Origin of the sequence: Solibacillus sp. FSL R7-0668, from assembly GCF_038006205.1 — a bacterium.
Classification (GTDB): Bacteria; Bacillota; Bacilli; order Bacillales_A; family Planococcaceae; genus Solibacillus.
In genome coordinates this window covers 377,868-397,595 of the sequence record NZ_JBBOUU010000001.1, presented here as the reverse complement: position 1 = coordinate 397,595, position 19,728 = coordinate 377,868, and the positions used below count along the sequence as shown (strand labels likewise).

General features: G+C 40.9%; 20 protein-coding genes. 8 read left to right on the top strand and 12 right to left on the bottom strand.

Annotated elements, in window-relative coordinates; genetic code table 11:
- The first annotated feature begins 83 nt into the window (after positions 1–83).
- On the top strand, positions 84–1,364 hold the full coding sequence (locus MKX47_RS01940; protein ID WP_340770517.1) for a DNA cytosine methyltransferase: 1,281 nt from the start codon (positions 84–86) through the stop codon (positions 1,362–1,364).
- 96 nt (positions 1,365–1,460) lie between these two features.
- On the opposite strand, the gene MKX47_RS01935 is transcribed toward MKX47_RS01940, so the two are convergent.
- The 4 genes from MKX47_RS01935 to MKX47_RS01920 form a co-directional block, all read right to left on the bottom strand.
- Positions 1,461–3,239, bottom strand: coding sequence for an aminopeptidase P family protein (locus tag MKX47_RS01935; RefSeq protein ID WP_340770515.1), 1,779 nt, complete (start codon positions 3,237–3,239; stop codon positions 1,461–1,463).
- A gap of 14 nt (positions 3,240–3,253) precedes the next feature.
- A complete protein-coding gene (eutH, locus tag MKX47_RS01930) occupies positions 3,254–4,336 on the bottom strand; it encodes an ethanolamine utilization protein EutH (RefSeq protein WP_340770513.1) in 1,083 nt (360 codons plus the stop codon).
- Positions 4,337–4,339: 3 nt separating this feature from the next.
- The gene (locus tag MKX47_RS01925) at positions 4,340–4,933 is read right to left on the bottom strand and encodes a helix-turn-helix domain-containing protein (protein WP_340770510.1); all 594 of its coding nucleotides are present in this window, start codon (positions 4,931–4,933) and stop codon (positions 4,340–4,342) included.
- Between the two features lie 261 nt (positions 4,934–5,194).
- Complete coding sequence (locus MKX47_RS01920) at positions 5,195–6,100, bottom strand: HNH endonuclease (protein ID WP_340770508.1); 906 nt, start codon at positions 6,098–6,100, stop codon at positions 5,195–5,197.
- A 179-nt stretch (positions 6,101–6,279) separates the two neighbouring features.
- On the opposite strand from MKX47_RS01920, the gene MKX47_RS01915 reads away from it, so the two are divergent.
- The 6 genes from MKX47_RS01915 to MKX47_RS01890 all read left to right on the top strand — a co-directional run bounded on the left by MKX47_RS01915 (position 6,280) and on the right by MKX47_RS01890 (position 11,227).
- The gene (locus MKX47_RS01915; protein ID WP_340770506.1) at positions 6,280–7,983 is read left to right on the top strand and encodes an ABC transporter ATP-binding protein; all 1,704 of its coding nucleotides are present in this window, start codon (positions 6,280–6,282) and stop codon (positions 7,981–7,983) included.
- 186 nt (positions 7,984–8,169) lie between these two features.
- Entirely contained in the window at positions 8,170–9,093 is a 924-nt protein-coding gene (locus MKX47_RS01910; RefSeq protein WP_340770504.1) for a dipeptidase, read from the top strand.
- A 73-nt stretch (positions 9,094–9,166) separates the two neighbouring features.
- Positions 9,167–9,364, top strand: coding sequence for a YwbE family protein (locus MKX47_RS01905; RefSeq protein WP_340770503.1), 198 nt, complete (start codon positions 9,167–9,169; stop codon positions 9,362–9,364).
- 139 nt (positions 9,365–9,503) lie between these two features.
- On the top strand, positions 9,504–10,070 hold the full coding sequence (locus tag MKX47_RS01900) for a hypothetical protein (RefSeq protein WP_340770501.1): 567 nt from the start codon (positions 9,504–9,506) through the stop codon (positions 10,068–10,070).
- On the top strand, positions 10,048–10,485 hold the full coding sequence (locus tag MKX47_RS01895) for a protein-export chaperone SecB (RefSeq protein ID WP_340770499.1): 438 nt from the start codon (positions 10,048–10,050) through the stop codon (positions 10,483–10,485). The genes MKX47_RS01900 and MKX47_RS01895 overlap by 23 nt, the downstream gene beginning before the upstream one ends.
- Positions 10,469–11,227 carry a hypothetical protein gene (locus MKX47_RS01890; RefSeq protein WP_340770496.1) on the top strand — a complete coding sequence of 253 codons (759 nt, stop codon included), beginning with the start codon at positions 10,469–10,471 and terminating at the stop codon, positions 11,225–11,227. The genes MKX47_RS01895 and MKX47_RS01890 overlap by 17 nt, the downstream gene beginning before the upstream one ends.
- A 146-nt stretch (positions 11,228–11,373) precedes the next feature.
- Here MKX47_RS01890 and MKX47_RS01885 read toward each other — a convergent pair whose 3' ends face one another.
- The 7 genes from MKX47_RS01885 to MKX47_RS01855 all read right to left on the bottom strand — a co-directional run bounded on the left by MKX47_RS01885 (position 11,374) and on the right by MKX47_RS01855 (position 17,297).
- Entirely contained in the window at positions 11,374–12,090 is a 717-nt protein-coding gene (locus MKX47_RS01885) for an amino acid ABC transporter ATP-binding protein (protein ID WP_340770492.1), read from the bottom strand.
- Positions 12,083–12,739: an amino acid ABC transporter permease gene (locus tag MKX47_RS01880; protein WP_340770490.1), complete on the bottom strand. Its 657-nt coding sequence runs from the start codon at positions 12,737–12,739 to the stop codon at positions 12,083–12,085. Before MKX47_RS01880 ends, MKX47_RS01885 begins: the two co-directional genes overlap by 8 nt.
- A gap of 125 nt (positions 12,740–12,864) precedes the next feature.
- The gene (locus MKX47_RS01875) at positions 12,865–13,665 is read right to left on the bottom strand and encodes a transporter substrate-binding domain-containing protein (RefSeq protein WP_340770488.1); all 801 of its coding nucleotides are present in this window, start codon (positions 13,663–13,665) and stop codon (positions 12,865–12,867) included.
- 15 nt (positions 13,666–13,680) lie between these two features.
- Positions 13,681–14,988 carry an aspartate aminotransferase family protein gene (locus MKX47_RS01870; RefSeq protein ID WP_340770487.1) on the bottom strand — a complete coding sequence of 436 codons (1,308 nt, stop codon included), beginning with the start codon at positions 14,986–14,988 and terminating at the stop codon, positions 13,681–13,683.
- Positions 14,989–15,340: 352 nt separating this feature from the next.
- On the bottom strand, positions 15,341–15,964 hold the full coding sequence (locus MKX47_RS01865) for a serine/threonine protein kinase (protein WP_340770483.1): 624 nt from the start codon (positions 15,962–15,964) through the stop codon (positions 15,341–15,343).
- A gap of 203 nt (positions 15,965–16,167) precedes the next feature.
- Complete coding sequence (locus MKX47_RS01860) at positions 16,168–16,731, bottom strand: nitroreductase family protein (RefSeq protein ID WP_340770481.1); 564 nt, start codon at positions 16,729–16,731, stop codon at positions 16,168–16,170.
- Positions 16,732–16,796: 65 nt separating this feature from the next.
- Positions 16,797–17,297: an amidase domain-containing protein gene (locus MKX47_RS01855; RefSeq protein ID WP_340770480.1), complete on the bottom strand. Its 501-nt coding sequence runs from the start codon at positions 17,295–17,297 to the stop codon at positions 16,797–16,799.
- Positions 17,298–17,493: 196 nt separating this feature from the next.
- Between MKX47_RS01855 and MKX47_RS01850 the strand changes: the two genes are divergently transcribed.
- The gene (locus tag MKX47_RS01850; RefSeq protein ID WP_340770478.1) at positions 17,494–18,516 is read left to right on the top strand and encodes a DUF2804 domain-containing protein; all 1,023 of its coding nucleotides are present in this window, start codon (positions 17,494–17,496) and stop codon (positions 18,514–18,516) included.
- A gap of 34 nt (positions 18,517–18,550) precedes the next feature.
- On the opposite strand, the gene MKX47_RS01845 is transcribed toward MKX47_RS01850, so the two are convergent.
- The gene (locus MKX47_RS01845; protein WP_340770475.1) at positions 18,551–19,648 is read right to left on the bottom strand and encodes an acyltransferase; all 1,098 of its coding nucleotides are present in this window, start codon (positions 19,646–19,648) and stop codon (positions 18,551–18,553) included.
- Between the last annotated feature and the right edge of the window lie 80 nt (positions 19,649–19,728).

Sequence of the window (19,728 nt, the reverse complement as noted above, 5' to 3'; positions counted from 1 at the left end):
TTGTTAAAATCATACAAATTTAAAATACTGGCCTTTTAAAGCCGTCTTTGCTATACTAAAAAAAGTTATAGGAGGTTTTAATCGTGACAAGTGAAATTACAATTAAGCTTGAGCAAAAAGGTCGAGCAAAATTTAAGCCAGCCTCTGATTACAAGGTTGAAGATATACAAAAAGTTTTACTTCAAAAAATTGCTGAGGAAAATAGTAAATTCCTTGATGCTAACATTGACTCTGAATATTTAGAAGCTATTCAATACAATCAAAATAAAATTAATATACTATCTCTTTTCTCGGGCTGTGGTGGTTTAGATTTAGGTTTTGAATTAGCCGGACTTGCTGCTGTAATAGGTGAAGAAGCCGCAATGACCGCATTCGCTGATCGACATTCATTTGAGTCTTTGCGTGAAGATAGCATTTTCCATACGATTTATACAAATGATTTATTTAAGGAAGCGAACGAAACATATGCACTAAACTTTCCTAAATCTCATTTCCAACATGGAATTGATATTCGAAAGGTTCGCAATTTCCCTAAATCTGACATTATTATAGGGGGATTTCCGTGCCCCGGCTATAGCGAAGGAGGCCCGCGCCTAATCGACGACGAGCGCAACTTCCTCTACCTTCACTTCATCCGCGCCATAACACAAGCAAAGCCAGCAATATTCGTGGCAGAAAATGTAAAGGGCATGCTGACGCTTGGTAAAGGGGAGGTCATTAAGCAAATCACAGAAGACTTCGCAGCAGCTGGCTATCGTGTGCAGTACAAGCTACTCAATGCACGTGATTATGGTGTGCCCCAGCTACGTGAGCGTGTCTTTATTGTCGGGGTTCGCAATGATTTACCATTTGATTATCATTATCCCGCGCCGACACATGGTACGGATTTACAGCCATTTGTCACACTACAAGATGCGATAGGCGATTTGGAAGCTGATCCAGGACCCTACTTTACCGGCTCCTATTCAAGCATCTACATGTCCCGTAACCGCAAAAAGCGTTGGGATGAACAAAGTTTTACGATTCAAGCGTCTGGTCGCCAAGCCCCTCTTCATCCCGGCGGTGCACCAATGCAGCATATAGGCAAAGATCAATGGGCATTTGCCGAAGATGACTTACATCCGCGCCGATTATCTGTAAAAGAAATTGCCCGTATCCAAACATTCCCTGACTGGTATCAGTTCAGTGATGGCGGGAATATGGCGGCATCGGAAAACAGCCGACTGGATAAACAGTACAAGCAAATCGGTAATGCTGTACCTGTACTCCTTGCAAAAGCCGTTGCAGCACCAATTGCCGAGTGGGCTGTGCACTATTTACGAGAACGCGAGCAGCAACATAGTCAACAGCTAATGTTATTCTAACGCACCACCTTCACCCCCATTTAAAATCAACAAAAAACCGCCTCTTCGCTTGGTATCCCCCAACGTAGAAGCGGTTTTCATTATGTGTAAGATAGACTAAATCTCCTGCGTCTCCCCTCGCAGCCACACGCGCTCCTCTTCATCTAAATAAGGAGCTAGCTTTGTGTATACCTCTTGATGGTAGTCGTTTAACCACTGGATTTCTTGCTTGGTTAATAGCTCTTTATCGATCCCTGCTAGATCAATCGGGCAATAAGTAATCGCTTCGAATTCCATAAATTGACCAAACTCAGTTTTTTCAGCCTGTGTGACAACCATCATGTTTTCGATGCGAATGCCGTATTGTCCTTCGAGGTAAATTCCTGGCTCGTTCGTCAGGATCATGCCCTTTTCTAATGTAACGGTATTCACATCATTTCGAATGCTTTGTGGTCCTTCATGCACATTCAGGAAGAAGCCTACCCCATGGCCCGTTCCACATTTATAGTCAATGCCGTGCTGCCAAATCGGCTGTCTTGCTAGCACATCTAAATTTGAACCAGTTGCCCCGTGTAAGAATTTCACCGCGCTTAATGCGATAAAACCCTTTAGCACCAATGTATAATCTCTTTTTTGTCGCTCGGTAAGCTCGCCTAACACGAACGTTCTTGTAATATCAGTTGTGCCATCATAATACTGACCACCCGAATCGATTAACAGCAGCCCCTCCGCCTTAAGCGTATGCTGAGTTTCCGGATTGGCTTTATAATGCATCAACGCAGCATGCTCCTGATAGCCGGCAATTGTATCAAAGCTTGGTCCAACAAAGCCTTCTTGCTCACTTCTAAACTGCTCTAATTTTTCCTCTGCCGCAATCTCGGTAATTGCCTCTTTCGCTACAGCGTCCTTGAGCCATTTGATAAATTTCACCATGGCCACACCATCTTTTATTTCACATGCTTTGAAATTTTTGATTTCCACGTCATTTTTGATCGCCTTTAACGCCGTCGTCATGTTCGCACTCACCACTTTTTTGGCCTCACTGTTGATGGCATTGTATAGTCGGATATTTGTTCGATTGGCATCCAGCAGCACCGTATCCTCACCCGAAAGCTCGGCTAAAAATGGTAGGATGTCCGCGCTATCCTTTAGCTCGATTCCATCAGCCTCTAGCTCTTCTTTTACCGCAGCCGGCACCTTGCACGCATCGATAAATAAATAGCAATTTTGCGCTGCGACGATTACATTCGTGATTACAACAGGACTATTTGGCACATCATTTCCTCGGATATTCAGCAGCCAGGCAATGTCATCTAGAGAGGTTAAAATAAAATAATTTGCCCCTTTTGTTTTCATATCTTGGCGCACTTCATTTAACTTCTCTACACGCGATTTGCCCGCAAACTGGATGTCATGCGTGAATAGTGGCTCCTTTGGAATAGCTGGTCGATCCTCCCAAAGCACATCCAGTAAATCCTGCTCCATTTTGAATGTGATGCTCTTCGCCTTTAAATCTACTTCCATTTTCTTCACCATATTTGTTGAAAAGACCGTGCCATCAAAGCCGACAACCGCCCCTTCCTTCAAAACCGTTGCCAACCATTGAGAATAAGAAGGCACACCCGGTTCCGTCATTTTAAACAAACGAATGCCTGAGCCCGCTAGCTGTTGTTCTGCTTGAATATAGTATCTGCCGTCCGTCCATAATCCTGCGTCCTCTAATGTTACAACAACCGTACCCGCAGACCCTGTAAAGCCAGATAGCCATTGTCTACCCTTCCAATGCTCTGCTACATATTCACTCTGATGCGCATCATAGCTAGGGATGATGTAGGCATCCATTTCATTGTCCTTCATTAATTGTCTTAGCTTTTCAACTCTGTCTTTACTAGTCATTACAAATTCCTCCATTATCCTATTGTTTTTTGTTCACGGTCATATAGCCAAATGGCGAGTATGATACTCAAAATTCCGGCAGTTAGCTTGGCAACGATAAAAGCACCAATCATGTCCGGTGCTACGCCAGATACAAACCCGAGCTGCCCCCCAAATACAAAGGCACCACTCACACCAAAAGCAGTCGCCACCACCTTACCTTTTGGATTCATGTCCTTAAAGGTACCAAAAATTAATAAATTACTCGCCAAGCCACCCAGTATGCCTGCCACGGATACTGCGTTGATGCCAAATTTTTGACCAATTTTCTCAAATCGCTTTGTAAACAGCCGATTAATGCAGGCAAGCATTGGATAAGCGCCCCCTAAAACAATGGCAATCTTGGCTACGATTTCTGTCGATTCCGCTAAAGGCGCCAAATTCGCGACAAGCTTTATGCCCAAAATGACATCAATTCCTTGTAAAAGTAATCCAATAACACTTAAACAAACAATCAGCTTTCCAAACAGATTAAACACTTTGATAAAAACCTGTGGCGCTTTTAATAAGCCAATCCCCAAAATTACGGCAAAAAGGAAAATCGGAATGAGGTTTAACACCAATAACGAAACATTAATTCCTTGCCATAAGCCTGCCACAAAACAGCCAATCGGGATCGTCAGGATGCCCACAAGCACCCCTTTAGAAAAATAGTTTTCATCCTCTTTAGAGAGCATGCCGAGCGCAACTGGGATGGAAAAACTAATGGTCGCACCCAATGTGGAGGCAATAATAATTCCCGCAAAGGCCCCCATTTCCTCTGTTGCTGCAAGCTCCGTAGCCATTTGATAGCCGCCCATATCGACAGCTAAAAAGAGCGCCGGCACAATCGAAGGATCTAAACCGAAAACACGGCAAATGGGGATGATGACAGCGGATAAAAAGTCGGTAAAAATCGGCACTAACGAAATAATCCCAATCATACCAAGCCCTAAAGCACCCATCGTCTTAATGCCTTCCTCAAATTTCTCCCCCAGCTTCAGACGATTGCCCGTTATCGAATCGATCGCACCGATTACAAAAAAAGCACCGATTACATATAAAATTAATTTATCCATTCCTTAATCACTTTCTATAACGTCTTTTCGATTCGGCCCTTGTTGGTGATACATATAATTCGGTGTATTAATCGCGATTAGCTTGACGGTTTTATTCGTATAATTCGCCCAATTATGCGCAATCGTCGAGTCCATATGCACACTGTCTCCCGGGTAGACCTCATGCCTTGTCCCATTGAGGTAAACGGTTAAGATTCCCTCTAGCACATAGACGAATTCCTCCCCCTCATGCGTATAGGAGACGATTTCTTCATCCTTCTTTTGAGGTAAAATTTCAATCAGTCTCGGAACAAGCAGTTTATTTTCCAAATTGGCGCTCAAGCTATATTTAATAAAGCCGCCCTCAACGGAATCCATAATTTCTTGCTCATAGCTTCTTAACACAAGCTCTTTCTTTTTTACAGGATTATCAAAGAAATGCGTTAAATGCACATCCAAAATTGTCGCCAGCTTTTCAAGTGAGTCCACCGCGATTGTCGTAAGCCCTCTTTCTAATTGCGAAAGAAACCCAACAGACAGCTCACTTTTTTCACTTAACGCCTTTAACGTGATGCCCTGCTCTGTCCTCAGCTTCTTAATTTCCATACCGATGTTCATTACGCCACCTCCATCTAATTTCATTATTATGAATAATATAGTCCTTTTTTAATATATATTCAATATCAAGTGAAATAATTTCACATAAATGAATTTTAAATCACCATTATTCAATTTAACCTAAAAAAGCGCATTGATTCATTTGATCAATGCGCCGTTTTAAACTTCTGCTATCGCAAAACAAATTATAAATTTTAGGCTTTGTTAACTCCCTACTCTTTAGCGAGTAATAACACTACTAATGGCGAAAAACGCGATCCCTCAACCCCTAAAAACTTCTCGCTTATGCCACTTAAAATACTTCTTATTCTCTTCCACACGGTTTACACGCATTTTTTCATGAATGCCGTACTTACTATAGTCCTCTTTCGCAAGCTCTGGTGAAATGTGAATTTTTCCAGTGCCATCAAATGCAATATAGCCGAGGTCGTATAGTGTATCATGGTTGCTGCACAGTAATATGCCGTTGTACGGATCGAGTCGTTCTTCATCCGTCGAGTCTTTCCACGGTTTGGAATGGCTTGCTTTTAAAAGCTCTGGTAATTTGATGCCGCATAACGCGCAATGATGGTCCCATAGAGGCGTTAACTGCTTTTTAAATTTCTGCTGACCCCTGCGAATTTTCAACTTGGCCTCTGCCTCGGTTTCAAATAAAATCGGTGCTAATGTATTGCGTTCTTTTTGTGCAATTAAGCCCATTGCAAATTCTAGCTGTTCTACATTTTCCTCATAAATATTCGCATCACTAATAAGCTCTAACAATTTAATCGCGAGCATTTCATTACAAGGATATAAGAAGCCTTGGTTACCATCGCCATTTTGTTGGAATGGGGAGTACTTCACTGGTAAGAGCTGCTGAATTTGCTCTAAGTTTGCTTTAATCGCAATCGGAATTTGAAGTGGCTCATAAGCCGTCGAGAATTGATTGCCAATCTGTTTTTCTTCGCCAAATGGATCTTCACCTTTATGGCAATCTTCCTGCGCAATACTAATCGCAACAATTTCACCCTTTACACAGTGGAAAATGGCATCTCCCTGTTTTACCTCGTTCATACGTTCCCAAGAATGCGGTGTTTGCCCGCTATTATCGTAGATCGAGCACCAAACAACACTCGCCTCTTTTGCCTGTTCATATGTTTTCCCTTGCATTACTATATAAAAATTCATGTCCGTACACCCTTTATCATCTCATTTTATTAATTTTACCACTTCTAGTTCGTTTTTTGATTATCCACAACTCCCCAGCCCTCCCCCTATTCCTTCGCCACCCGAAAAAATGTATAATGCGAGTTAACAATCATTTTCAATTACACCTAGTTAACGTTGCTTAACAGAAAGGACACACTATGCTAGCAAGATTTTTTACGTACTACAAACCGCATAAGCGCTTATTCATCATCGACTTTTCCAGTGCGGTATTCGTCGCTATTTTAGAACTACTTTTCCCTATGGCAGTAAAATGGTTTATTGATGAGCTACTACCTACAAATGATTGGGGCATGATTACCAAAATCAGTGCGCTTCTATTATTAACGTATATTATCAGTACGGTGATGAACTTCATCGTCAACTATTTAGGCCATAAACTCGGGGTCAATATCGAAACGGATATGCGCCAGCAGCTATTCAATCATGTGCAGCGCCAGCCGTATACGTTTTTCGATAATATGAAAACCGGGCATTTAATGAGCCGCATTACGAATGATTTATTTGATATCGGCGAATTTGCCCACCACGGTCCTGAGGATTTATTCATCGCCATTATGACGTTCATCGGGGCATTCACACTGATGTACAATATTAACGGCACACTGGCGACCATCATTTTAATATTCGTTCCATTTTTAATTGCGGTCATGTATTTGAGCAATAAGCGCATGAAAAAAGGCTGGACGGTGATGTATGGGGAAATTGCCAATGTCAACGGACGCGTGGAGGACAGCTTTTCTGGCATTCGCGTTGTCAAATCCTTTACGAACGAGGAATTTGAAAAGAAGCGCTTCAAGGAGCAAAACTCCCTCTTCCGCAAGGCCAAAATCTATGCCTATAAAGTCATGGCGGGCACACATTCAAGCATTTATATTTTAACGCGCCTGTTAACATTAGTTGTACTCGTTGTGGGGGCTTGGCTCGCTTATCATAACCAGCTTTCTTACGGGGAATTTGCGAGCTTTATATTATTTACGAATGTGTTAATTAAACCAATCGATAAAATTAGCGCACTACTTGAAATGTACCCAAAAGGCATGGCGGGCTTCAAGCGCTTCTGTGATTTAATCGACCAGGAGCCGAGCATTACTGATCGTCCAAATGCCATTGAAGTGGATCATTTACAGGGGGATATCGCCTTCCACAATGTCAGCTTCACCTATGCGGACAGCAAGCAGGTGTTAAATAATATTTCGTTTAACGTCAAAGCCGGGAAGACGATTGCCTTTGTTGGTCCATCTGGCTCAGGGAAGACGACAATCAGCTCACTCATTCCGCGCTTCTATGACGTAACAGACGGCGCCATTACAATTGATGGGCACGACATTCGCGATTTGACGCAACACTCACTACGCAAGCAAATCGGAACGGTGCAGCAGGATGTATTCCTCTTTACCGGTACCATTCGTGAAAATATCGAGTATGGCAAACTCGGCGCCAGCTTTGAGGACATTAAAGCCGCAGCCGAGCAGGCAAATCTACTCGAATTTATCGAAAACCTACCAGACGGCTTCGAAACTGAAATCGGCGAACGCGGGCTGAAATTATCGGGCGGTCAAAAACAACGCCTTGCCATTGCGCGCATGTTCTTAAAGAACCCGCCAATTCTTATTTTAGATGAAGCGACATCTGCTTTAGACACAGCAACGGAGCGCATCATTCAGCAATCATTGAATGATTTAGCGAAAAACCGCACGACGCTCATTATCGCCCATCGTTTAGCGACGATTCGCGATGCTGATTATATTTTCGTTGTCACACCAAATGGCATCGAGGAACAAGGCACATATGAGGAGCTTGTTGCAAAGGGTGGCATTTTCGCCGGACTGCATCACGCTTAAACTTATGGCTCATGTTAGATAAATTTTCTAACATGGGCTGTTTTTTATCTGCGCGTGAGTTTATGTGCGCTTTGCCCGGGTTTATTTGCGAATCATTACTTTTCGCCTATCCACGTGTTACCTGAAAATATTTTAAAAACTTCTCATATTATTTATAATGGAAGAAATTGAACTGGAGGAGTATACATGGCCATTCCCATCATTGATTTACATTGCGATGCGTTATTACATTTGTATGAAGGCAATACCAATTTCACGAGTTCATCACGCTTAGATGTGAATTATGAGCGCTTGCAGGCTGGGCACGTGATGGCACAAGCATTCGCGATTTTTATTGATCCAACTTTATCACCTGAAGCCAAAATTCAAGCAGCCTATCAGCAGGTGCAGCATTTTCAACAAATAATTACGCAGCATCCGCTCATGGTGCACCTCAAAACATGGGACGACTTCGATAAGCTAAAGCCAGGACAAATCGGCGCGTTTTTAACGATTGAAGGGGTCGATTTTTTCGCAGGTGATCTCTCGTTTTGGCATCAATTTTATCAGTTCGGCGTACTATCAATCGGCCTTACTTGGAACAATCCAAACGAAGCAGCAGATGGCTTACATAGTAAATTGAGGCGCGGTGTGACAGCGTTTGGGCGCGATATTATTCAGCTCAACAATACGCATAAAATCTTCACCGACGTCACACATTTACACGAACAAAGCTTTTGGGATGTGATGGAGCAAGCGGATTATGTCATTGCCTCGCATTCCAATGCAACAAGCGTCTGCCAGCATGAACGCAACTTAACCGACGAGCAAATCCGTGCGATGATTGCGAAAAACGCCCCAATGCATGTTGTGTACTTCCCGGAGTTTATTACGGGTTCAAAAGAAGCTTCAATGACCGATTTAATCAAGCATATCGACCATATTTGTGGGCTTGGTGGCAAGCACTTAATCGGCCTCGGCTCCGATTTTGACGGCATTAACGCTAAAATTCCTGGCTTAGAACACGCGGGCATGCACCAAAATTTAGTGAATGAGCTACTCAAGCACTACAGTGAGGCGGATGTACGCGGCTTTTGCTATCAAAACTTTTTGAATCATTTACCGAGATAAATGCGGGGTTTACCGTTTTGCAGCGCGGTCATGCTATACTAGAAAAACAAACGAGCATGAAGGAGCAAAGAACATGAACGGAAAAAATCGCAGTGATGTCTATCCGGGCTTAGAGGTAGATATCGTGTTAAAGAAAGACCAACGCACAGGCAACACAACGCGTGGTGTTGTAAAAGACCTGCTCACAAACAGCAGCTTTCACCCACACGGAATTAAAGTCCGCTTAGCAGATGGGCAAGTTGGGCGTGTTTGTCAGACGTATCCGAAATAACCACTTAAAATTTAGATATAATATGTACTCCATGTTTATTTTTTGGATTATAGGAGACATTAATTTTACAACCGAAACGATTCATTTACAGATTACATTTTTTAGTGTAAATTAAATTATAACGAGGGGGAGAAATGACATGAATAGTGAAAAATGGTTATTAAAAACGAATCCGATTGAAAATAAGTATTCAGATAAAATAAATAAATTGACTTCGTTGTATATCCAAGCATTTCATGATTTCTTTAACATCACTCCAACTGAAAATATGGAGGTTTTTTTAGTAGCTGCTGATAAACAATGCGAAAAAAAATCTGATTATTTGTTTTTAGACTGGCTAAAAAACAAAGGCTTTATCCAATTAAAAAAGTTAATGGAGCTAAACCTTCCATATGATACGACAGTCGCATCAAAAATTAATTTGGTTTTAGGTGCACTTAAAGATGATTTGAATTGGGATGAAAGAGACAAAAAAAGTACTCGATCTACAGTCGTGAATACACTTACCAACCTTACAGAAAATCTAATTCACTTATCTAATATTGCTTTAGAAAAGGAAGAAATTAAATTAATCAATTATACAATTGAACGAAAGCCAAATTTTGATTTCATTTCAAATACAATCTCACAACCACTGGAAACAGTGGTTGTTTTAATATTAAAATTAATTGGAGGTTTTCCGTATGAACAACAAAGATGTACTTGATAACTTATTGTTTCAACGAAATGCGATACAATTACGTTATGTGGAATTAATTGATGTACAATTTAATAATGTCGGCATAGAAGCGTATAGCGATTTACCATTCGCACTCTACAAACATGCTGAAATTGAAAATGATTATGCCAATATTTTTCTAACGGCTGAAATTGGTTCTAAAGAGGATACAGGATTCTCTATGACGATAAAATATAAAGGCCAAGTATACTCAACGACCAACATCGATACCGAACAATTAAAAAACTATGCATTACAAAATGTGGTACCTATGCTTTTACCGTATATACGAGAAGTTTCTAGTTCGTTAATCAGTAGAACAACCCTACCAAGCTTTATGTTGCCGACCTTAGATGTAATCAACTATTTAAAAGCCATAAATGACAATGACCAAACCAATTAACATTTATTTAAAAACCCTAGATAGAGATGATTTAACAATCAAACAAGCATCACGTGACGTCGCAAATTACTTTAAAGATGTTCAAACACATATCATTCTCGAAGACTTTTGCGAGTTACTAAAAAGGTCTGCAAAATGGCAACGTGGTACGGTAGAAAGTCGTTACAAAGAAGTTCAAAATGAATTAGAAAACGCCTATCAAAATGCAAATATTAATATCTTCAAATTGACTCGTGGTCATTTATTTACCGCCTTCAAAATGGCTGATAAAAAGGATAAAAATTTTCTAAATTCACTTAGAGGTAAAATTTTTGAAGCCATTTTGGTTGGTTTCTATGGCGGTACATATTCCCTAGAACATCCCCCTCCCCCTCAACAAAGAGGCTGGGGCGTTTCTATTGGGCTACCTACGAAAAATGAAAATGATGTAATTGCTTATTATCATCATTCAGGAAATCCAGATCTCAGTAAAAAGACAATGGACTACGCCTATTTAAAAAATTCCGTTCGCGTTTTTTACGAATGCAAAATCCAACCTGATCGATTTGGTGATGTTGAGGAACAATATTTTTCATTATTCCATGAAAAATTTAAATCATTTAATTTAGAACATGAGCTTTGTTTTTTTGCTGCAGATAGATCTGATGAAGTTGAAATGGAAATTTCAGATAGTGATTTTGACTTTCCGTTACATGCATTTGGTTATGATAATTTAGCTTCCTATATAAGTAACCATCTATAAAAATAGATTGTGCTATGCAAAATTTGATATTCGTATAGCACAATTATATTTTTTAACACTTGCATGACATAGAATCCAAATACACTACAAATAATCCCCAATCAAAAAACACACCCGCAACTCAATCACGGATGTGTCTACTTTACTTATAATACTTTCTCTAAAAACGCTTTAGCGCGCTCTGATTTTGGTGCTGTAAAGAATTCTTCCGGAGAAGCGTCTTCCACTAAATAGCCACCATCTAAAAACAGCACACGGTCTGCAACTTCACGCGCGAAGCCCATTTCATGCGTTACGATCAGCATTGTCATGCCCTCTTTGGCAAGTGATTTCATTACTTCCAAAACCTCTTTTACCATTTCCGGATCTAGTGCTGATGTTGGCTCATCGAAAAGAATGGCCGTTGGATTCATCGCTAGCGCACGTGCGATCGCGACACGCTGCTTTTGCCCACCGGATAAACGATTCGGGAATTCATCGCGTTTGTCATAAAGGCCGACTTTTGATAACAGCTCTTCTGCCGTTTTCACTGCCTGCTCTTTAGCTACACCCTTTACGTTAATCGGTGCATATGTTAAGTTTTCTAAAACCGTTTTGTGCGGGAAGAGGTGGAAGTGCTGAAACACCATTCCTAAATTCTCGCGTACCTTCATGACATTTTTATTTGTCACTTCCACACCTGCAATCGAAATGATGCCTTCAGTTGGTTCCTCTAAGCGGTTAATGCAGCGTAAAAACGTGGATTTTCCCGACCCAGAAGGACCAATAATCGCGATTACCTCGCGCTCCTTCACTTCTGTTGAAATGCCTTTTAATACTTCATTTTTACCATATGTTTTTTTCAGATTATCAATTTTAATCACTGCGTCTCATCCTCTTTTCTAGCATTTTGCCAAGGAATGATAATACTAATGTCATGACATAGTAAATTAACCCCGCAATTAGTAGCGGCTCTAAATACGTAAAGGTCGAACCCCCAACAACGTATGCACGGCGCATAATATCCATTGCCCCGATCACCGTAACGATGGCTGATTCCTTATTTAACGTAATAAATTCATTCATTAACGATGGTAAAATATTTTTCATCGCCTGCGGTAAGATAATATCCTTCATCATTTTTGCATATGGAATACCAAGCGCTTTTGCGGCTTCCATTTGCCCTTTATCGACTGCATTGATACCTGCACGGATAATTTCAGAAATATAAGCCCCTGAGTTTAAACCAAATGCAATAATCGCAGCGGGAACAGGGTCAATTTGAATATCTAATACTTGTGGAACTGCATAGAAAATTAACATTAATTGAAGAACTAACGGCGTCCCACGGAAAATTGATGTATAAAAACTTGCAAACCAGCGCAATGGTGCAATATTTCCGATTTTACATAAGGCTAATAGAATACCTAAAACTACCCCTAAAATCGTCGCACCGATTACAATCTGTAATGTAATACCTATCCCCTCAAAAATATACGGGATAGAGGGTACGATTGCCTCAAAATTAAACATCGTAGCCCCCCTTTCTTTAGTTAAATTAGTTTAGTAGAGAATCCCCTTGTTGGTTTTCCCCTCTAAAAAACGTGAGAAAAGGAGTGTCCAAGAAGTACTTCCGGGACAGCTCCTTCAACTAGCTGTTACTCAACAACGAACCATTTTTTCTTTAATTCTTCGATTGTACCGTCAGCATTTAATTCTTCGATTACTTTATCGAACTCTGCTTTTAATTCGCTACCTTCTTGGAATACGATTGCTTTATAATCTGGCTCTTCTACTTCGATTGGGAATGCTGCTAAGTCATCATTTTTTGATAAGTAGTTTTCAGAAACGATGTTTTCGATCACTGCTGCATCAAAACGACCTGTTTTTAATTCTTGAATTAACTCAGGAATTAAGTTACGGCTTTCTACTTTGAAGCCATTTGCCTCACCTAATTCAATCGCGATTTCTTCTTGAATCGAAGAAATTTGTGCACCTACCACGCCGCCTTTAATATCAGCTGGTGTTGTATAGCCTTTTTCTTTGTCAAAAATTAAATATTGCTCTGTTTCATAATAAGGAACTGAGAAGTCTACCACTTTATCGCGTTCCTTTGTTGGTGTCATACCAGAGATTACTACGTCGAATTTTTTCGCTTGTAATGCTGTAATAAGTGAGTTAAAGTCCATATTTTGTACTTCGATTTCATAGCCTAATTTGTCACCAATTGTTTTGATTAATTCGATATCGAAACCGATAATTTCATCACTTGTTGCTGTGTCTACAAATTCGAATGGTGCGTAGTCTGCTGATGTACCTACTACTAATGTCTTTTTGTCGCCGCCGTCTGCTGGTCCTTCACTACCTGATGTAGTTTCTTTTTCGTCTGCTGTACCACATGCCGCTAATACTGCAATAACAAGTGTTGTCAAAACTGCTAATAACCATTTTTTCTTCATGTTTTTTCTCTCCCTTTATTGTTGTTCTTTTAAATATCGTGCAATGGCTTTATCTAGCATTTGTAAGCCGTCATCAATTTGCTCTTTTGTTACGGTAAGTGGTGGAATCATACGAATCACTTCTCCCTCATTACCACATAAGTAGAATAGTACGCCTTCTTCAAGCGCGTAATCTAATACTTTTCCTACTGCCTCACCTGAAACCTCGCCCGTCGCTGGATCTGATAGCTCAATACCAATCATTAAACCGGCCGAACGTACATCACTAATGATCGGATGCTTTTCTTTCATTTTAAGCAGTTGTTCACGCGCATATGCACCGACAACGCGAGAATTTTCAACTAAATTTTCTTCGTGGAAAATTTCTAATGTTGTACGTGCTACGGAACAAGCGATTGGGTTACCTCCGAATGTTGTCCCATGCGAACCAATTGGCCATTTTTCCATGAGCTCTTTTGAAGCCACTGTAGCTGAAAGTGGTAAGCCTGATGCAATCCCTTTCGCAATCGCCATAATATCTGGCGTTACATCAAAGTATTGTGCAGCGAACCATTCGCCTGTACGACCGAAGCCTGTTTGGACTTCATCAAAAATTAATAAAATGCCGTGCTGGTCACAAATTTCACGGATTTTCTTCACCCATGCTTTTGGTGGGATGATATAGCCACCCTCACCTAAAACCGGCTCTAAAATCACCGCTGCGACTTCCTCAGGTGTTACTTGGTGCTTAAATAGTTGTTTAAAGTCTTTCTCTAGCTTTTCAACCACATACTGCTCTGCATCAACACCCGCTGGAGCTGCCTTCACATCAGCATACGGAATTTGGTATGAAAGATGTGATGGCTGTAAGAATTTACGGTATTTCGCTTTTGATGTTGTTACACCAAGTGCCCCCATCGAGCGACCGTGGAAGCAGCCAGTAAATGAAATCACATAAGGACGCTCTGTCGTAAACTTCGCGAGCTTCAATGCCCCTTCAATTGCCTCTGTACCACTATTCGCAAAGAAGAAGCAGCCTAAATCACCCGGTAATACTTCGCCAAGCTCTTCCGATAATTTTAAAATGGATTCGTACATAATGACACCAGATGGGCCATGTACTAAGCTATCTGCCGCATCTTTAATGGCTTGTACCACCTTTGGATGACGGTGACCTGTGTTTGTTACGGCGATGCCTGACGTGAAATCTAAATATTTCTTGCCATCCGCACCCCAATAATAACAGCCTTCTTCTTTCACTACCGGAAGATTTGGGTGATCCTTTGCCATACTTGGCGCTAAGTAATCGCCCATTTCTCTATATAAATCTAACCAATCTGCCATTTATAAGGACCTCACAATATAATTTGCAACTTTTTGATAACTACTTTAAGGATTATCAAATAAGCGATAACTTATTCTAACTTTTAATGCATAAATATTCAATAGATAAATAATAAGTTTTAATTTTCAGAATTCAATTATCAGATTTTTATACACTATATATGCATATACCATTAATAAAGGTAGGTATTCATGTGAATTTATGTAGTTTTCCAATATAAAGAAAATTACCCACCTGTATTTTAAGCGAATATTAACGAATAAAAATTCATCCTAATTTTTATAAATCATTGCTCCCAAAATTAAAAACCAAGCGCATCCCCATTCGAATGGCTCGGTTTAGCATTCTATTCTATTTATGCGGTCCCTGATACACGCCCAATTCCCGTGTTTTAGCGTCACGAACGAGGCGTTGATTATCTTGCAGTGGAATCTCGTCTTTGGAAGACGCTAGCACCTCATCCGCACGACCAAATTCGCCCGCTACGCCCATCGAAGGCAAAAAGTACAGCTGTGGCTTTGGCTCATATGGAATGACACGCTCTTCTTTCACATCTCGCAAAATAATATTCGAGGAATTTGAGCGATTGGTAATCCATTTTGTCAATGTATGCCCCGTCCATTCACGCTCATTTAGCGGGTCTACCCCCGACACGATGACCATGCCCCCACTACGAATAACTGCCTCGTATTCTAAATATTGTTGATGTGGCAATTTCATGAGACGCAGTACCTTTTCAATAGGAGACTCTTTAAATAAAAGCTCCTTCAAGAAACTACGGATGCCATGCGTTGTCACAAGCTTAATTTGACTATCGCGTGCTAATGCATGAAATTCGTTGATATGCTTCGTCAAAATGTAAATGGTCGGGCGATTCACCGTTTCTGGTGGCAGACGTAATTCCTGAAGTTTTTCGAGTAGATCACGCTTTGTATAAACAACATCAACCGTTTGCTTCGGTTCAGTTTGAAACATAGACAATCCCTCCAAAAAGTTTTTGTACGCTACTTTTCCCTCTTGGATATGATATAAAAACATCTTTTCTATTATTTTTTTGCGATTGTTTGGTGAAATGATGGATTATGAGGATTGAGTGGATGTGGTTTACGAGCGTTCGTCCGGTTTCTACTATTAAAATGAAGGGAGTACACTGAACTTTGCAGCGCACTCCCTCTTTATTATGCGCCGAATTCTGAAACGAAATCTGCTAATTCTTTACGTGGCTTTGCTGGTGTCGCTTCATCAAAATAACCAAATTGGAACATAGAAATCACGCGCTCGTTTGCTTTGGCGTTTAATGCTTCACGGAATTTTGGGTTATCCAAGAAGCCTGGTGTTTTCCAGCATGTCCCGATTCCTTGCTCCCAAGCGAGTAACTGTGCATTTTGTAAGTAGCAAGAAGCCGCTGCATAATCTTCTAAACGCTCTTTTTGACGCATATCCTCTGTTACTAATACAAAAGCATAGGCCCCTGCAAGCGTGAATTTTTGCATTTGTGCAGCAAGCGTTTCCTCTGAAAGCTCTTGCCATTTCGGAATCGCTAAATCGCGCAATAACGCATGTACTTCCGCTAATTTTTCATCTGCTGCTACAACAACGCGCCAAGGCTGACGATTGCCGTGATTCGGTGCCCATTTGGCATCATCTAAAATTTGTAGCACCGCTTGTTTTTCAACGGGTTGTCCATTAAATTTTTTGATTGAACGGCGCTCTAAAATGGCTTGTTTTACTGATACTGTCATCGACAAATCCTCCTTCGTATACTAGTACTACCTTATCATGATTTTTCATTATTTAATATATCGTTTTATAATGGAAAGGTATCGCTAATATGAAAGAAATAATACTCCATGAGCGGTGTATATGCCGAAGAATCCTCATAGGCATAGTGGCGATTTTTGCTATTCATCGTATGTGCATTGACGTACGGAATCCCATTGTCAATTCGTGTCACAATGGTGCTATGGTCAATCCGTCCATCCCCTTGAAAATCGTAAAAAATAACATCCCCGATCTCCAGCTCATCAATCGAATAAACGCGTGTTGCGATTAGCCCTTTTTTCGACGATTCTAAATACCATCTTAAGGAATGGGATACCGACCAGCTATAGCTCCAACGCTCGGGTGTTCCAATCATCCACCAGCCCTGCGCACGATCCGAAAAGCCACGCATCGGTGCGCCCCCTGCATACAGACATTGGGATATAAAATTTGTACAATCATCCTGAAATGACGGAAATCTTGGATTGTATTTATCCCACCAATAATTTGCATAATCGACCGCAGCTTGGCGATTATAGTAAAGCATATGCATTTGGCCTCATTTCTTTTTTTACAACGTATGACCATTTTTTTTCAAATATGTCCGTTCTATAAAAGTAGAGTGAAAATGCCCAGTTTTCATAAATGTTTGATACAATTATTGTTAAACATACTTTTTAGGACTTGTTCGAAAAATGGGGTCCTGAGTTAGTGTTATTTTCTTTGTATAGGGGGAATTTTTAATGAGGCAGCACGCAGAAAAAGAAATCGTACTTCCAACAGCTCTTTGCGATAAAAAAGGCAACTTAAATCCAGGGGCAATCGGCTTTGCACGTCAGCCAATTATTGATTGCAACTTATCTGGTCATTTTTTACGCAAGAAAAAGTGGAACTATTGGTGTGTCTTTGGCGAGGAAATTTTATTTTCCGCAACGATCAGCCATTTAGATTATGCTGCGGTGTGCTTCGTCTATTTCCTTGAATACGAAACCCAGCGCTATTTCGAAAAAACAATTGTCATTCCACTTGGCGCAAAAGTCAAAATGCCAACGCAAGTACTTGAAACCGTTAGCTACAAAAACAGTGAAATGAACATTCAATTAACCTACTATAACGGGGTCACGCACTTAACCGTCATTTCACCTGACTTTGACGGGGAGCATCTACATGCCGAATTAACAATTGAGCATCCACAAGATGATGAATCATTAAACGTCGTAATCCCGTGGAATCGGCAAACATTTCAATTTACCGCCAAGCATCATACCTTGCCTACATCTGGCATCGTAAAGATCGGGAGCCGTCGCTTTACCTTTTCGCCTGAAGAAAGCTTTGCCGTACTCGATTACGGACGTGGTATTTGGCCACGCGAGGCAATTTGGAATTGGGGAATGGCCTCCCAGCTTGTTCGTGGCCAACGCATCGGCTTAAACTTTGGCGGGCAATGGACGGACGGCACCGGCATGACCGAAAACGCTATTTTCATTGATGGAGTCATGACTAAAATTCATGAGGATGTGCGCTTCGAATATGATCGTTTCAACTACATGATTCCGTGGACCATTCGCTCGAAATTCAGCGACCAAATCCAGTTAACCTTTACACCCTTTTTCGAACGCGTCGCCAATACAAACGCGAAGGTCATTGTGTCAACCGTGCATCAAATGGTCGGCTATTATGACGGCAGCATTCAGCTCGACGACGGCACCACGCTCCAAATCCAGCAAATGCTTGGCTGCATCGAGGAGCATGCCGCAAAATGGTAAACACCCAAAAAGCCTACAATTAGTAGGCTTTTTATTATTTTCCGATAATGATCCAGCTCATTTTCCACTTACTTAACCAGCTCGTCAGCACCCAACAAATAGCCGTAATCGCAATGGCGGTAAACAACTGCCACCCATGAAATACGAGCGGTGTCGAACTTGGTAGCCAGCTACGGAAAAATAGTAAGAAAAATGGATGAATTAAATAAATACCAAATGACAATTGCGCTAAACGATTTAAGAAAATCTGTAATGGCGCATAATCGAGTACAATCACCATTTTTCCTAGCCATAACGTAAACAAGCTACCCGCTAGTCCTAGAAGCACCCAAAGTCCGTCAAAAATATACGTATGATATGGGCTAGACGGTAAATACGGAACCAATGTATCAGCACGTGTCCAACTATCCACCACAATCAAGCTAGTAGCCGCAAGCACAAACAATGTCACAATAAACACCGCCATTTTTTTACGATGCACCTGCCACCAGTGATCGAGTTGCGCATAATTGCTCCCCACTGCAGCACCTACCAAGAAGAACGATACATACGATAGAAAATACGAGCCACGCGCCTCCACTTGTAAATAATTTTTATTCACATAAAACCAAGCGAACTGCAAGGCAAGCGAAGCAAGTAGCACTGTCAAAACACGAACCTTTACCTTCTTAAAGAAATACAAAATCAAAGGAAACGCTAAATAAAACTGCAACAACACAAATAAAAAATACAAATGCGTATAGGCTTTCCCCCATAATAACGCCTCACCTAAACCCGTCAACAAAGCCGGAACAGATGAAAAACTACTAGAATGGACAATACGAACACCAAAGTAAAAAGTCGAAATAACAAGATAAGGAACAATAATATATTTCAATCGCTTCTTATAAAATTGGCGAATTGTTTCCTTTGTAAATGGCCTATTATTATAGCTATAAAACAGCACCAAGCCACTTAAAAAGAAAAAAACGGGCACCCCAAGCTTCCCTAATGTATTGAATGCCGAATAGACATAAAAGGTACTCGATTCAGGCGTCACTGCCCCCAAACCTGTTGAGCTAAAGTGCACAAATAATACCGCAAACATTGCAAAGGCACGGGCATATTGTACTTCATCTAACCGCTTATTCATTGGTAACCTCCAAAATTTTGTATGCTAGAGCACTTATACTATTAATCAAGCCTCTCTTAATACAAAGTAACTTACAGAAG